This window comes from Nocardia farcinica (assembly GCF_029867845.1).
In the GTDB taxonomy this organism is placed as follows: Bacteria; Actinomycetota; Actinomycetes; order Mycobacteriales; family Mycobacteriaceae; genus Nocardia; species Nocardia farcinica_A.
In genome coordinates this window covers 1-12,751 of record NZ_JARWRU010001089.1, presented here as the reverse complement: position 1 = coordinate 12,751, position 12,751 = coordinate 1, and the positions used below count along the sequence as shown (strand labels likewise).

The following is a 12,751-nucleotide window of genomic DNA, read 5'->3' as shown; positions in this document are numbered from 1 at the left end:
TTCCCCCGATCCTCGGGGTGGTGTTGGCGCCGCTGCTCGGGCTCCCCGGCGGGGGCTCCGACGACCCCGGCCCGCATGTGCCCACCCGCGTGCCGGCGACCGCGGCGCCCGCGCCGCCGACCACCGTGACCCCCGCGGGTGAGCTGTTCGCCCTGCCCGGCCGCGTCGACGCGCTGCTGGCCGAGTCCGGCACCGGGCTGCTGGCCGGGCTGGCCGCCGACCCGGGCACCTCGCTGCTGATCCTCGATCCCGCCGACGGGCAGGTGGCGCGCACGATCACCCTGCCGGTGCCCGGCGCCGCCCTCGCCCAGGGGGAGCCGGGTGAGGTCCTGGTGCCCGCCCGTGGCCGGGTCTTGCGCGTGGCCGCCGCCACCGGCGCGGTCACCGAGGTCGCCGGCGACGGCGCCCTGCGCACCCTCGTGCTCGACGGCGCGGGTGGGCTGATCGTCGGCGACGCCGAGGGCCGGGTGCGCGTCGTGTCCGCCGACGGGCAGGTGCAGACCACGGTGCCCGGTCTGGTGAGCGCCGATGTGGTGGTCTCGGCCGGGGAGAAGGCGGCGGTGCTGGACCGCCGTCAGACCTCGATCACCGAGATCACCCCGGGGCAGGATCGGCTCGGTTTGTCGCTGCGGGCCGGTGACGGGGCGGTGAACATGATCTCCGACCACTACGGGCGGGTGCTGGTGGCCGATACCGCGGGCGAGGAGCTGCTGGTGTACACCACCGGACCGCTCGTGCTGCGACAGCGGTTCCCGGTAAGATCATCCCCTTACGCGCTCGCCTACGATCGCCGGTCGGAGACCGTGTGGGTGACGTGCACGCAGAGCAACGAGGTCGTCGGATTCGATCTGTCGACGGGGATCGGGCAGGAGGTCGGGCGCCATCCGACGGTGCGCCAACCCGACACCGTCGTCGTCGACGAACGCACCGGTGACCTGTTCGTCGGCTCCGCCGCCGGTGACGGCCTGCAGCGGATCCCCGCGGACGAGCTGAAGGAAGGGCAGTGATGGCGAGTAGGTCCCGTGCGTTCCCCGCCGGTTGGGAGTCCGGCGGCGAAAGCGACGATTACGAGTACGTGCCGTTGCGGCTGCCCAGGGAAGTGAACCGGGTGACCGCCTCGATGCGCCTGGCCATCCAGGCCGAGTTCGGCGGCTGGGAGCTGTCGAAGGTGCGCGCCTACACCGACGGCAGCCGCAAGGTGCTGCTGCGGCGCCGCAAGAGCGCGCTACTACCCACCCCCGAACCGGGGATGTGATGGGCGGAATGTATGCGCTGCTGCTGCGACTGATGTTCCTGCTGCCGCCCGAACGCGCCCATCATCTGGCGTTCGCGGCGATGCGGCTGGCCGCCAGGATCGCCCCGCTTCGGGTGCTGCTGAGCAGGCTGACCGTCGTCGACGACGAGATCCTGCACAACACCGTTTTCGGGGTCAGGTTCCGCGCCCCGCTCGGCCTGGCCGCCGGTTTCGACAAGAACGCCGAGGGCGTCGACGTGTGGGGGCCGATGGGCTGGGGTTTCGCCGAGATCGGCACCGTCACCGCCCACCCGCAGCCCGGTAACCCGGCGCCGCGGCTGTTCCGGCTGCCCGCCGACAAGGCACTGATCAACCGGATGGGCTTCAACAACCAGGGCGCCGCCGCGGCCGCCGCGCAACTGCGCGCCCGCACCGCCACCGTGCCGCTGGGCGCCAACATCGGCAAGACCAAGGTCACCCCCGCCGAGCAGGCGCCCGCCGACTACGCCACCAGCGCCGCGCTGCTCGGTCCGCTGGCCGATTTCGTGGTCGTCAATGTCAGTTCTCCCAACACCCCCGGCCTGCGCGACCTGCAGGCGGTGGAATCGCTGCGCCCGCTGCTGCGCACCGTGCTGGACACGATCGCCGAGTCGGGGCGGCCGGTGCCGGTGCTGGTCAAGATCGCCCCCGACCTGTCCGACGAGGACATCGACGCCGTCGCCGATCTGGCCGTGGAGCTCGGTCTGGCGGGCATCGTCGCCACCAACACCACCATCGGCCGAGCGGGCTTGCGCACCGACGCCGCCACCGTCACCGAGATCGGTGTGGGCGGGCTGTCCGGGCCGCCGGTGGCCGAGCGTTCCCTCGAGGTGCTGCGCAGGCTGTATGCCCGCGTCGGCGACCGGCTGGCGCTGGTCTCCGTCGGCGGTATCGAGAACGCCGACCAGGCCTACGAGCGGATTCTCGCCGGCGCGAGCCTGCTGCAGGGCTACACCGGTTTCATCTACGGCGGACCGTTGTGGACCCGCCGCATCCATCGCGGCCTCGCCGAGCGGCTGCGCCGCGACGGCTACCGCTGCATCGGCGAGGCCGTCGGCGCGGGGCATCGCGCCACGCTCGGCTGAGAAACGCCACGCTCGGCTGAGGACGAGGAATCCGACGGACGAGGAAGGCGCAGCATCCTTCGGGATGCTGCGCCTGAAAGGTCGATCCACCGCGCACCGGCTCGGCCGGTGGCCGCGGATCACGCGTGCTCCGGGAACACCCTCCTGCTGCTTCCCGAGTCCGACTCCGGTGGCAGCTCCAGCCATTCCCGCACGTCCGGCCCCGGTGGGCCGTGGTGGACCAGGCGGCGGGCCACGATCCGCTCCCACAGCGTCGTCGCCGCTTCCTGGACCGTCATGCCGAGCTGATCGGCACGCAGTTCCATCATCGCGAATCCGATCCGGTCGTCGACGGTGTCGATGGTGCTGAGGATGGCGTCGAACTCCATCCCGGCCAGCGCCTGACGGCGCGACAACCACCGATCCGGCAACCAGCTCAATCGCCAACACCGTGGCCCGGCCCTGGATTCACGCGCCGCCCGTTCGGGGCTCACCTCGCTGGTCATCGACGTCCGGTCGACTCGAATGCGCGTGGCCGGGATATGTGGATTCTCCATGGGTGCCTCCCCTTTGCGGGTGGTGCGTCACCTGCTTTCAGTGTGCCGGGTCGACACGCCCCCCGCTATAACATTTTCGGCAGTTGCCGGTTCGCGCGCGGCATTTGCCGTGACCCTGGCAGAATTCACCGTAACAACAGTGGCAGAACGCCGCTGGCGGTTGTGCACGAGCAGCAGTGAAGGGGCATCGCCCATGACGGCGCAGGAACCGGGTACCGTCGCCGTCCGCAACATCCTCACCAGGCTGTGCAAACGCTCCGGCCTGAGCGCGGAACGCCTGCGCACCACCGAGATCGACATCTCCCCGTTGCTCGAGCTGCCGGTGATCCGCCGCCGCGCGCACCGCGAAGGCGTGCTCGACCCCCGGCTCGTGGTCGGCCCCGTCATCCGCGAGCACGCCGAAAAACTGCCGCCGAGCACGCATTTCATCGTCGACGCCGCGCTGTCGCTCGGCTGGTGGCGCGAGCACGGCGCCGGCGAGGTCGACCTGGACCGGTTGTATGCCGCCGACCTGGGTGAGCGGCGCGTCTACCTGGCCGAGAACTGGGCGCGGCTGCACGAACTCGCGGGCGCCACCCCCGAGCCCGCCGAACTGACCGCCCGCCACCTGCGTACCAGCCCGGAGCACCGCGCTTTCACCGAACTGGCTGCGCTGCTGCACGTCGACCCCGGTTACGGCCGAAGCCGTTCGAGCGCAAGCAGACTCGACAGCGCTGTGGCCGCCGCGGCGCCCGCCCGGGGGGAGGTGGTCGTCCTCGGCGACGCCGTCATCGACCACATCTACCGCACCGATCACCTGCCAGGGGAGAGTTCGCCCGCGCGTGGAGGTTTCACCGAGAAGATCGGCGGCAAGGGGCTGAACCGGGCCGTGGCCGCCGCCCGGCTGGGATTCCGCACCGAACTGATCGCCACCGTCGGCGACGACCACGCGGGTCGCCGCATCGGCGCCTACCTGCACCGCCATCGCGTCGGTGTCCGCCACCTCAAGACCGTCGCGGGCGAACCCACCCCGGTCGGGGCGGTGATCGTCACCGTCACCGGCTCGTTCGCCACCATCGAACACGACGCCGACGCCGTGCGGCTGACCGTCGAAGACCTCTGCTCGGCCGAGGTGCTCGACACCCTCACCGGCGCCGACGCGGTCTTCCTCACCCTCGAGCACTCCACCTCCGTGCTCGAGCACGTGCTGCGCACCCTGCGGGACGCGCCGCGACCTCGGTTGTTCGTGCACGCCGGGCCGCCGGTGCCCGCGCCGCAGTACTTCTACGAATTCTTCGACCGCATCGACTATCTCGTCGGCAGCCGCCGCGAACTGGCGGTGCTGCTGGCCCCCGGGGCCGACTTCACCGGCGAGGGTTACGACGACCAGGAGGTCTTCGACGCCGAGGTGATCGCCCGGTTGCGCGCGCTCGGCGTCGGGTGCGTGTGCGTGGTCGAGCACTTCCGGTGCCTGGTGCGCTCGGCGCGGGTGCGCCTGGATCTGGGGCCCGCGCTGGCGGTGCGGGTCACCGACTCCCCCGGCGCGGCGGCGGCGTTCACCGCCGCGCTGGCGTACCGGCTGGCCGGTCACGATTGGGTCGCGGAACCGGCGGATTTCCGGTGGGCGAGCGCGGCGATGGCCGCCGCGCAGTCCTTCGGCGACATCCCCGACGCCATGCCGGTGGTGGAGCGCATCGATCGGATCGCGGCGGCGGCCGCGGCGAGCCAGGGAGATTCGGACGTAACGGACGCCTCATCGGCGTCGGTGTGACTACGATGAGTGAGCTGCGCCACTCGCACACACCTCCACTGTGAGATGATGCGAAGGTAACTGCATCACCATGTCGGATCGTTGCCGGGGCCCGGGCGGGCCCGGGAGTGATCCGAGACAGTCGAGTCGCGTTCACGAACGACATCGGGAACAGGGAAACATGAGCACTTCAGCAATCGGATTCGCGCACGAGACCGGCAAGACGGTCTACACCGTCCCCGAGGCCTTCCAGGAGACTCTCACGCTGCGACCCGACCAGGTCGCCCTGCGCACCGTCGGCGGCACCACCGAGATCACCTGGCGCGAATACGGTGAACGAGTGCGCGAACTGGCCGCGGGCCTGGCGAATCTCGGCCTGAAGCACGGCGACACCCTCGGCATCATGCTGACCAACCGCCCCGAGTTCAACCTCGTCGACACCGCCGCCCTGCACGTCGGCGCCACCCCCTTCTCGGTGTACAACACCAGCTCCGCCGAACAGATCACCCACCAGTTCACCAACGCCGGCAACACCATCGTCGTCACCGAACAGGCCTTCCTCGACGTCATCAAGGCCACCGGGGTCGACCTCGCGCACATCGTCGTCGTCGACGGCCCTGCCGAGGGCACCCTCACCCTGACCGACCTCGCGAACAACCCCGCCCCCGACTTCGACTTCGACGCCGCCTGGCGCGCGGTGCGCAACTCCGACCTGGCCACCCTCATCTACACCTCCGGCACCACCGGCCCCTCCAAGGGCGTGGAGATCACCCACGCCAACGCCCTGGCCCAGATCACCGCCCTGATCAGCGGCCCGCTGCGGGTCGGCCTCGACGACCGCGCCGTGTCCTACCTGCCCGCCGCCCACGTCGCCGACCGCATCTCCGGCCACACCATCAACCTGGTCACCGGCATCCAGATCACCACCGTCCCCGACCCGCGCGAGATCGCCGCCGCCCTGCCCGACGCCCGCCCCACCACCTTCTTCGGCGTGCCGCGCGTATGGCAGAAGATCAAGGGCGGCGTCGAGGCCAAGCTCGAGGCCGAGGAGAGCCCGGTCAAGAAGAAGCTCGCGCTGTGGGCCATCGACACCGGCATCGCCGCCGCCCGCGCCGACCTGTCCGGCAAGGGCCGCCCCGCCGCGCTGAAGATCAAGCACAGCCTCGCCGAGAAACTGGTGCTGTCCAAGCTGCGCGCCGCCCTCGGCTTCGACGAACTCAAGGTCGCCGCCTCCGGCGCCGCCCCCATCCCCGCCGAGACCCTCGAGTTCTACCTCGGCCTCGGGTTCACCGTCAGCGAGGTGTGGGGCATGTCCGAGACCACCGGCGTCGGCACCTACACCGAACTGGACAAGCCGCGCCCCGGCACCGTCGGCCGCGTCGTCGACGGCACCGAGATCAAGCTGGCCGACGACGGCGAGGTCCTCATCCGCGGCCCCATCGTCACCCCCGGCTACCGAGGCATGCCCGACAAGACCGCCGAGGCCATCGACGCCGACGGCTGGCTGCACACCGGCGACGTCGGCACCATCGACGACGACGGCTACCTGACGATCATCGACCGCAAGAAGGAACTGATCATCAACGAGGCGGGCAAGAACATCGCCCCCTCCAACATCGAGAACGCCGTCAAGGCGGTGTCCTCACTGGTCGGCCAGGTCGTCGCCATCGGCGAGGCCAAGCCCTACATCAGCGCCCTCGTCGTGCTCGACCCCGACATCCTCGCCCTGCGCGCCAAGGACCTCGGCGCCACCGACGCCGACTTCGCCACCCTCACCGCCCGCCGCGAGGTGATCGACGAGGTGCACGCCGCGGTCAAGGCGGGCAACACCAAGCTCTCGCGGGTGGAGCAGATCAAGCGTTTCACCATCGTGCCCGCGGTGTGGGAACCCGGCGGTGACGAACTCACCCCGAAGATGTCGCTCAAGCGCAAGCCCATCGCCGACAAGTACGCGAGCCTGATCGAGGAGCTCTACGCCGAGAACCCGCCCGCGCACGTGGTCAACGTCTGACCTGTAGACGGGAAACGGGCCCGGGGCGGCGAATGCCCTGGGCCCGTTCGACGTTCGCGCCGGCTACTTCTGCTCGTAGGTGCCGACGATGGTGGCGCGCGCCAGGGTGTGGGAGAACAGGTTGAACCCGAGCAGCGCGGGCGTGGCGTTCTCATCGATGCCGAGGGTCTCCACATCCACCGCGTGCACCACGATGAAGTAGCGGTGCGGGCCGTGCCCGGCCGGCGGGGCCGCGCCGACGAAGCCCGGCGCGCCGCCGTCGTGACGCAACTGGATCGCGCCCTCGGGCAGACCGCCGTCGGCCGCACCGGACGGCAGCGAGGTCACCGAGGCCGGGATGTCGGCCACCGCCCAGTGCCAGAAACCCGACGCGGTCGGGGCGTCCGGGTCGTAGACGGTCACCGCGAAGCTCTTGGTCTCCGGCGGGAAGCCCGACCAGGACAGCTGCGGGGAGATGTCCTTGCCACCCGCGCCGAAGATGCCACTGACCTGGTCGTTGCCCAGCGGCTGCCCGTCGGTGACGTCCTCGGAGGTCAGCGTGAACGAGGGCACCCGCGGGAGCGCGTCGTAGGGGTTGTAAGCCATGTTTCCTTCCTGAACAAAGATTCGGCCCTGAACAAAGATTCGGCCCTGAACGAAGATCGGAAAGCGAAATCGCCTCAGCTGTGCAACAGGAAGTGTTCCAGCACCTTGGTGCCGAATTCGAGCGATTCCACCGGAACCCGCTCGTCCACCCCGTGGAACAACGCGCTGAAGTCCAGCTCGGGCGGCAGCCGCAGCGGCGCGAACCCGAAGCAGCGGATGCCCAGCCGCGCGAACGCCTTGGCGTCGGTGCCGCCGGAGAGCATGTAGGGCACCGTGCGGCCCTGCGGGTCGTGGGCCAGGATCGCGTCGTTCATCGCGTCCACCAGATGCCCGTCGAAGGTCGTCTCGTAGGAGTCGAGCTCGGTGATCCACTCGCGCTCCACATCGGGACCGATCAGCTCGTCGACCTCCCGCTCGAACGCTGCCTGCCGCCCGGGCAGCACCCGGCAGTCCACCACCGCCTCGGCGGTCTGCGGAATGACATTGGCCTTGTAACCCGCTTGCAGCATCGTCGGGTTGGCGGTGTCGCGCAACGTCGCGCCGATGATGCGCGAGATGCTGCCCAGCTTGGCCAGCTGGCCCTCGATGTCGGGGCCGTGCGGATCGAACGGCAGACCGGTCTCCTCGGCCACCGCGGTCAGGAACTCGCCCACCGAATCCGACAACACCAGCGGGAAGGTGTGGGTGCCCAGCCGCGCCACCGCCTGCGCCAGGATCGTCACCGCGTTGTCCTCGTGCAGGAACGAGCCGTGCCCGGCGCGCGCCTTGGCCCGCAGCCGCATCCAGCCCAGGCTCTTCTCCGCGGTCTCCACCAGGTAGAAGCGGCGCTCGCTGCCGTCGCGGCGCGGCAGGGTCAACGAGAAGCCGCCGACCTCGCCGACCGCCTCGGTCACCCCGTCGAACAGATCCGGGCGGTTGTCGGCCAGCCACTGCGAACCCCAGCGGCCGCCGTTCTCCTCGTCGGCCAGGAACGCGAACACCAGATCCCGGGGCGGGACCGTGCCCTCGGCCTTGAACTGGCGGGCCACCGCCAGCATCATGCCGCACATGTCCTTCATGTCGATCGCGCCACGACCCCACACGTAGCCGTCGCGCACCGCGCCGGAGAACGGGTGCACGCTCCAGTCGGAGGCCTGCGCGGGCACCACGTCCAGATGGCCGTGGATCATCAGCTTGCCGCGGCTGGGGTCGGCGCCGGGCAGATGCACGAACAGGTTGCCTCGCCCCGGCGCGCCCGACTCGACGTACTCGGTGGTGTAGCCGACCTCGCGCAATCGGTCGCCCACCCACTCGGCACACTCCTGCTCCCCCTTGGTGGTGGCCAGGTCACCGGTGTTGGAGGTGTCGAACTGGATCAGCCTGCTGACCAGTTCCACCACCTCGGACACCGCGCGCGAGTTCTTCGAATCGGGTTCTCGACCAGTTGCGGACACGTTCCTTTCCTACCACTTGCCCGCGCGCCGCGTCCCGGTGGCGATCGCGGTGAGTCGATCTCCCCGCGCTACCCCGCCGTGCGCCGGTCGGTGCGCCGCCGGTCGCGGGTGCGCACCCGCATCGGCACCGCCGCGTCCGGGCCGCCGGTGAACGAGATCGCCCGCCGCACCGGCCCCTCGTAGGCCGGTTCGAACACCATGCGCTGGGCCAGCACCGCCAGCGCCAGCGTCATCTCCATCATGGCGAAGTTCTGTGCCACACAGATCCGTTTGCCCGCGCTGAAGGCCAGCATCCCGTGCCTGCGCGCGGCGGCGGTGGACGGATCGAGGTGGCGGGTGGGATCGAACTTCTCCGGCTCGGGCCACACCGACGGATTGTGGTGCACCCCGTGCAGGCTGATCACCACCGTCGTGCCGGGGCGGATGCGGTAGCCGCCGAGCACATCGGGACGCTTGGCCACCCTGGTCAGCCCGATGATCGGCGGATACAGCCGCATCGATTCGGTCAGCACCGCCCGCGTCCATTCCAGCGCCTCCACGTCGGCGGCGGTCGGGGTGCGCCCGCCGAGCACCCGTTCCAGTTCCTCCTCCAGCCGCGCCCGCGCCTCGGGGTGGGCGGCCAGCAGGGTCCAGGTCCAGGTCAGGGCGGTCGCGGAGGTCTCCATGCCCGCCCCGATGAAGGTCATCAGCTCGTCGTGGATCTCGGTGTCGCTGTAGGTGTGGCCGGTGTCGGGATCGCGGGCGGCGGTCAGCAGGCCGAGCAGGTTGTCGGTGCGGGTGATGCGGCCCTCCCGGTGGTCGGCGATCACCGAGTCCACCGCCTTCTCGATGCGGCGCAGCTCGAGCATCAGCGACGGCGAGGACAGCCAGGTCACCCAGCGCATCGCGCGCACCGGCAGCCGTGAGCCCGCGCGCCGCTCCGGCGGGGTGGTCAACCGCACCACCAGCGTCGACAGCGCGCGCAGCGGGCGCGAGATGTTGGTCATGAAGCCGACGCCGAAGAACTTCAGCAGGTTGGTCAGCCGGATCTGGGAGATCGGGCCGGACAGATCGGTGCCGAACATGGTGCGCGCCACGATGTCCAGGGTCAGCCGGTTCATCTCCGCGCCGATGTCGACCGGGCGGCCGTCCGCGCCGAGCCCGGCGATGCGGTCGGCGGCGTCGGCGGCGGCCTCGGTGATGGGCACGGCGAAGGAGTCGATGGTGGCGCGGGAGAAGATCGGCTGCACCAGCCGCCGGTTGCGGTGGTAGCGGCGGTCGTCGGGATCGGTGACCAGGCCGTGGCCGAAGGTCACCGCCATCATGTCGTACTCGGCGCTCTTGGCGTAGGCGTCCTGATTGGTGACCAGGATGCGGCGGGCCAGTTCCGGGCTGCGCACGATCACGAACTTCAGCAGCGGCAGCCGGGTGACCATCACGTCGTCGGCGCCGGGCAGTTCGGCGGCCAGGAAGTGGATCAAGCTGCGATCGCGCCAGCGCGGCACGAATTGCGCCAGATAGCCCCAGGATTCGCGCCAGCCCACGCGGGTGCGGTGCCAGCGCATGGGCGCGGGCAGCCAGCGCGGCGGATGCAGAGTGGTGTCGCCCTCGGCGACGGCGGGCGTGGTGGGTGCGGACGATGACGCCATGGCGGGCAGTCCTTGTCGTCTCGAGGCCGGGCGCACGCGAAAGCCGTTTGTTCCGTGCGTGTTTCGCGTGTTACCCGTCAGTAGATTCTTCGTGTGCTTCGCAGGCTATTGGTGTACGTTGCTGTTTGTCAATGCCGTACCGGTCGCCCACGGGGGTCGGGGACCGATGGAACTCAGGGGTGTGCGGTGACCGCAACCAGTACCGGAACCGTTGTCAGAACCGCGACGAAAGACGATGTGCCAGAAATGATCTCGGTGCTCGATCGCGCCTACCGCAGCGACGACCCGTTCGGCGAATACATGTTCCCCGACCCCGCCCGCAGGCCGCGCCACCAGCACCGGCTGCACCGGGCCATGCTGCGCCACCAGTACCTGCCCAACGACGCCGCCCTGGTGGCCACCGTCGAGGGCCGCGTCGCCGGCGTCGGGCTGTGGCAGACACCGGGCTTCCGCTTCGGCCCGCTGCGCTACCTGGCCGCGATCCCCGAATTCGCCTGGGCCATGGGCGCGGCGGGCCCGCGCGTGCTGCGCATGGACGCCACCATGTCCACCGTCGCCACGGGCCTGCCGCACTACTTCGGCGTCAGCCGCGCCGTCGACCCGGACCGCCCGCGCAGCGGCGTCGGCCGCGCACTGCTCACCCACGTCATGGCCGAACTCGAACGCACCAGCACCCCGATGTTCGGGCTGTGCAAGGACGGCAACGTCGCCTACTACGAGGCAGGTGGCGCGTTACGGGTCGGCCGGGTCCGGCTAGGCCGCCGAGGCCCCGAGGTCAACGTGATGATGTGGCTGCCGCGCAGCCTGCGCGCGAGCGGCGAATGAGAGCGGGAGGACACGACATGACCGATATCGCGATCATCGGCATCGGCTGCCGCTTCGGCGCGGGCATCGACTCCCCGGACAGTTTCTGGGAATTCGTCGCAGGCCGCGGCGACGCCGTCACCGACATCCCCGCCGACCGCTGGGACCACCGCCGCTACTACGACCCCGACCGCCGCGCCCCCGGACGCATGTACACCCGCCGCGCCGCGTTCCTCACCACCGATCCGTGGGCCTTCGACCCCGACTTCTTCGGCATCTCCCCCCGCGAGGCCGCCGCCATGGACCCCCAGCAGCGCCTCGCCCTCGAGGTCGCCTGGGAAGCGCTCGACGACGCGGGCGTGGCCGGACGCACCGCCGACCTCCCGGTCGGGGTGTACCTCGGCGCGTTCACCCTCGACCAGCTGGCCGTCGGCTTCACCGGCGCCGCCCTGCCGCACATCGACATGCACTCCTCGGCGGGCGCCTCCTACACGATGCTGTCCAACCGCATCTCCTACGCCCTCGACCTGGCCGGGCCCAGCCTCACCGTCGACACCGCCTGCTCCTCCTCGCTGGTCGCCCTGCACCTGGCCTGCCGGGCGCTGATCGACGGCGACTGCGAACTCGCCCTCGCCGGCGGAGTGAACCTCATGCTGCAACCGGGCACCTTCGTGTCCATGTGCAAAGGCGGCTTCCTCGCCGAGGACGGCCGCAGCAAGTCCTTCGGCGCCTCCGCCGACGGCTACGGCCGCGGCGAGGGCGCGGGCATGATCGTGCTCAAACCCCTGGCCGCCGCCGAACGCGACGGCGACCGCGTCTACGCCGTCGTCAAGGCCACCGGCGTCAACCAGGACGGCCGCACCACCGCCATCACCGTCCCCAACCCCGACGCCCAGCAACGCCTGGCCGAAGAAGTCCGCGCCCGCGCCGCGGTGGCCGCCCACGAGATCGACTACGTCGAAGCCCACGGCACCGGCACCCCCGTCGGCGATCCCCTCGAACTGCGCGCCATCGGCCGCGCCTACGGCGCCGTCCCCGGCCGCACCCGCCCCCTCGGCGTCGGCGCCCGCAAAGCCACCCACCGCCACCCCGAGGCCCCCGCTGGCCTACCCAGCGTCATCAAATCCGCGCTCGCCCTCACCCACCGCACCCTGCCCCCACAGGGCTGGCTCGACGACGAACTCAACCCCGACCTCGAGCTCGACGCCCTGAACCTCACCATCCAGACCACCGCCGAACCCCCCGCCCACGACGCCCCGATGACGGTGGCGGTCAACGGATTCGGCTACGGCGGCACCAACGCCCACGCCATCCTCCGCGAACACCGGGCCACCGCCGCCACCGACACCCCGGCCCCGGCAGACCCGGACCGCGACACCGGCCAGGCGTCCACGCGCCACCTCGGCGGCGGTGTCGTGCCCCTGTCCGCGCGCAGCGAACAGGCCCTGCGCGAGCTGGCGGGCGCATTCGCCGACCGGCTCGAGGCAGGCGCCGACCCGCACCGGCTCACCGCGGCGGCCTGGACCCGGCGCGCCCACCACCCGTTCCGCCTCGCCGTGCCGTTCGGCGACACCCTGCTCACCGACCTGCGCGCCCACGCCGCGGGCGAGGGCCGGCTCCCCCGCACCGTTTGCACTGCCAGGTGTCGTTGTCGATGCGGTGGTGCA

General features: G+C 70.8%; 11 protein-coding genes. 7 read left to right on the top strand and 4 right to left on the bottom strand.

Translation table 11 applies throughout. The annotated features are described in order from the left end of the window. From QH283_RS24105 to QH283_RS24095, 3 genes are all read left to right on the top strand, one after another. Positions 1-1,007: hypothetical protein (locus tag QH283_RS24105; protein WP_348538305.1), on the top strand; the 1,007-nt coding region annotated here is incomplete at its 5' end. Next, a complete protein-coding gene (locus tag QH283_RS24100) occupies positions 1,007-1,255 on the top strand; it encodes a DUF5703 family protein (protein WP_280505221.1) in 249 nt (82 codons plus the stop codon). The genes QH283_RS24105 and QH283_RS24100, both read left to right, overlap by 1 nt. Positions 1,256-1,263: 8 nt before the next feature. Then, positions 1,264-2,358, top strand: a complete 1,095-nt coding sequence (locus tag QH283_RS24095) for a quinone-dependent dihydroorotate dehydrogenase (RefSeq protein WP_280505222.1) — start codon at positions 1,264-1,266, stop codon at positions 2,356-2,358. Positions 2,359-2,477: 119 nt separating this feature from the next. Here the strand turns inward: QH283_RS24095 and QH283_RS24090 are convergent, their stop codons facing one another. Next, positions 2,478-2,777 (bottom strand): hypothetical protein, encoded by a 300-nt coding sequence (locus QH283_RS24090; protein WP_280505220.1) that lies wholly within the window; start codon positions 2,775-2,777, stop codon positions 2,478-2,480. Between the two features lie 310 nt (positions 2,778-3,087). On the opposite strand from QH283_RS24090, the gene QH283_RS24085 reads away from it, so the two are divergent. Beyond that, the gene (locus tag QH283_RS24085; RefSeq protein WP_280505219.1) at positions 3,088-4,644 is read left to right on the top strand and encodes a carbohydrate kinase family protein; all 1,557 of its coding nucleotides are present in this window, start codon (positions 3,088-3,090) and stop codon (positions 4,642-4,644) included. A gap of 160 nt (positions 4,645-4,804) precedes the next feature. Then, positions 4,805-6,634, top strand: coding sequence for an AMP-dependent synthetase/ligase (locus tag QH283_RS24080; RefSeq protein ID WP_280505218.1), 1,830 nt, complete (start codon positions 4,805-4,807; stop codon positions 6,632-6,634). Positions 6,635-6,697: 63 nt separating this feature from the next. On the opposite strand, the gene QH283_RS24075 is transcribed toward QH283_RS24080, so the two are convergent. The 3 genes from QH283_RS24075 to QH283_RS24065 form a co-directional block, all read right to left on the bottom strand. Next, on the bottom strand, positions 6,698-7,219 hold the full coding sequence (locus QH283_RS24075) for a YbhB/YbcL family Raf kinase inhibitor-like protein (protein WP_280505217.1): 522 nt from the start codon (positions 7,217-7,219) through the stop codon (positions 6,698-6,700). Positions 7,220-7,293: 74 nt separating this feature from the next. Continuing rightward, a complete protein-coding gene (locus QH283_RS24070; protein WP_280505216.1) occupies positions 7,294-8,652 on the bottom strand; it encodes a M20/M25/M40 family metallo-hydrolase in 1,359 nt (452 codons plus the stop codon). Positions 8,653-8,720: 68 nt separating this feature from the next. Then, positions 8,721-10,280: a cytochrome P450 gene (locus QH283_RS24065; protein ID WP_280505215.1), complete on the bottom strand. Its 1,560-nt coding sequence runs from the start codon at positions 10,278-10,280 to the stop codon at positions 8,721-8,723. A gap of 237 nt (positions 10,281-10,517) precedes the next feature. Between QH283_RS24065 and QH283_RS24060 the strand changes: the two genes are divergently transcribed. Both QH283_RS24060 and QH283_RS24055 read left to right on the top strand, forming a co-directional pair. Beyond that, positions 10,518-11,105 (top strand): hypothetical protein, encoded by a 588-nt coding sequence (locus QH283_RS24060; protein ID WP_280505214.1) that lies wholly within the window; start codon positions 10,518-10,520, stop codon positions 11,103-11,105. Between the two features lie 17 nt (positions 11,106-11,122). Further along, the coding region (locus QH283_RS24055) for a beta-ketoacyl synthase N-terminal-like domain-containing protein (protein ID WP_280505213.1) at positions 11,123-12,751 on the top strand (1,629 nt) is incomplete at its 3' end.

Coding starts and splice junctions, on each gene's coding strand:
- QH283_RS24100 (WP_280505221.1), top strand. CDS start 1,007: ATGGCGAGTAGGTCCCGTGCGTTCCCCGCCGGTTGGGAGTCCGGCGGC.
- QH283_RS24095 (WP_280505222.1), top strand. CDS start 1,264: ATGTATGCGCTGCTGCTGCGACTGATGTTCCTGCTGCCGCCCGAACGC.
- QH283_RS24085 (WP_280505219.1), top strand. CDS start 3,088: ATGACGGCGCAGGAACCGGGTACCGTCGCCGTCCGCAACATCCTCACC.
- QH283_RS24080 (WP_280505218.1), top strand. CDS start 4,805: ATGAGCACTTCAGCAATCGGATTCGCGCACGAGACCGGCAAGACGGTC.
- QH283_RS24075 (WP_280505217.1), bottom strand. CDS start 7,219: ATGGCTTACAACCCCTACGACGCGCTCCCGCGGGTGCCCTCGTTCACG.
- QH283_RS24065 (WP_280505215.1), bottom strand. CDS start 10,280: ATGGCGTCATCGTCCGCACCCACCACGCCCGCCGTCGCCGAGGGCGAC.